The 1557-nt window shown below is 37.3% G+C and carries 2 protein-coding genes; both read left to right on the top strand.

The annotated features are described in order from the left end of the window. Positions 1 to 888 (top strand): RHS repeat domain-containing protein (locus HMPREF2572_RS15155; RefSeq protein ID WP_246827828.1); only part of this gene is annotated, 888 nt, incomplete at its 5' end. Continuing rightward, positions 882 to 1349: a hypothetical protein gene (locus HMPREF2572_RS12755; RefSeq protein WP_070498966.1), complete on the top strand. Its 468-nt coding sequence runs from the start codon at positions 882 to 884 to the stop codon at positions 1347 to 1349. The genes HMPREF2572_RS15155 and HMPREF2572_RS12755, both read left to right, overlap by 7 nt. The last annotated feature ends 208 nt before the right edge of the window (positions 1350 to 1557 follow it).

Here is a 1557-nt window from a genome sequence, read left to right as displayed (position 1 = left end):
AAAGGTCGTCTGAAAAACGAAGAAGTTTCAGACGACCTCGAAAACCAAACTCGCTTCGTTTGGGACGGCAGCCACCTCTTGCAGGAAATCCAGCCGGATGGCAGATATACCTATATCTACACCGACCAAGATTCCTACGAACCCTTGGCGCAAGTCCGCGATTGGACAACCGAAGACGGCGAAAGCCGACAACAAATCCACTACTTCCACTGCGACCAAATTGGCATCCCGCGTGAGATGACCGATAAGGACGGCAACCTCTTATGGTTCGGCAACTACACCGGCTGGGGTCGTCTGAAAGAAGAAACCAAGGTAACGGATAGCGCTTACCAGCCCTTCCGCCTGCAAAACCAGTATGCCGACCGTGAAACGGGGCTGCATTACAACTTCTTCAGGTATTATGAGCCTGATGCGGGTAGGTTTGTGAATCAGGATCCGATTGGGTTAGAAGGTGGAGATAATATTTATTTATTCTCCCCTAACATACAAAGCTGGATAGATCCATTAGGACTATTATCATGGAATACTGCTAGAAAACAATTTTGGAAAGCAGAAGCAAAAAAAGAAAGGGACCGTATAGCTAAAGAAAAAGCTAAAAATCCTGGTTCAAGTCCAAAATGTAAATATTCTGAACGTAATTTAAAAAGGATGGAGAAAGGTAAAGCACCACGAATAAAAGTTAGAATTCGAACAAGAAGAGGAATTGAAGAACGCAATGTGTCATTAGAACTACATCACACTTACTTACCACAAAGATTAGGTTCAAATAAAGCTCATGAAGCTTGGAACTTATCTATTGCAACACCATGGGCTCATGCCGCAATGGACCCATTCCGACACACAGGTAGTGTATTATTAAAAATTTTGAAAGGAACCAGCACATGGTAACAGGATTAGAAATCAAAAATTTAATTCAATCTCATGAATACAAAAGGTTATTAGATAAGGCTGAACATGAATATGGAATTAAAATTTATGACAATGACGAAAGTATTTCACAAGAATGTAATTCTGTTGCTAATGAAATTAATAAATCAGGATTAACACCTGAGTTAATATTAGATTTTATTATTGAAAACGATAAATTAGTTTTTAATTTCTCAAAATTAAAAATATCAAAATTGTCAGAAGATTACTGTGACTTTGAGGAAGATGAAGAAGATAGTGATGATATTATATTAATTGGTCAGGCTAAAACTTTCCTCATTGTAAACTCTATAGAAATTTTACTATTGAGAAAATCAGAAAAAGATTTAATAAATTTTTTGAAAGCAATTAAGATTCCTTCTTATAAAAAATATGCAAAAGAGTTATTTGAATTTTACCAAGAGAGCCTAAAGATATATTAAAACTTTTACTACTCTATCTGTATTTTGATATCTTTTTATATCTCCTGACAAGCATAGACTGTGTTAAACCCCAACAGTGTAGTAAGGTCGTCTGAAAATTTTCAGACGACCTCCCTTTTATATGCCCCTAAAAAAGCGAACAAATTTGGTTCAGTAAAAATCCGGACGGTCATTACGTCATTGCGTCGCTGGACGGTTCGATAGCGTT

The organism is Neisseria sp. HMSC064E01 (assembly GCF_001808875.1).
In the GTDB taxonomy this organism is placed as follows: domain Bacteria; phylum Pseudomonadota; class Gammaproteobacteria; order Burkholderiales; family Neisseriaceae; genus Neisseria; species Neisseria sicca_A.
The sequence above is the reverse complement of the archived record's forward strand: the minus strand, read 5'-3'. Positions and strand labels throughout refer to the sequence as shown.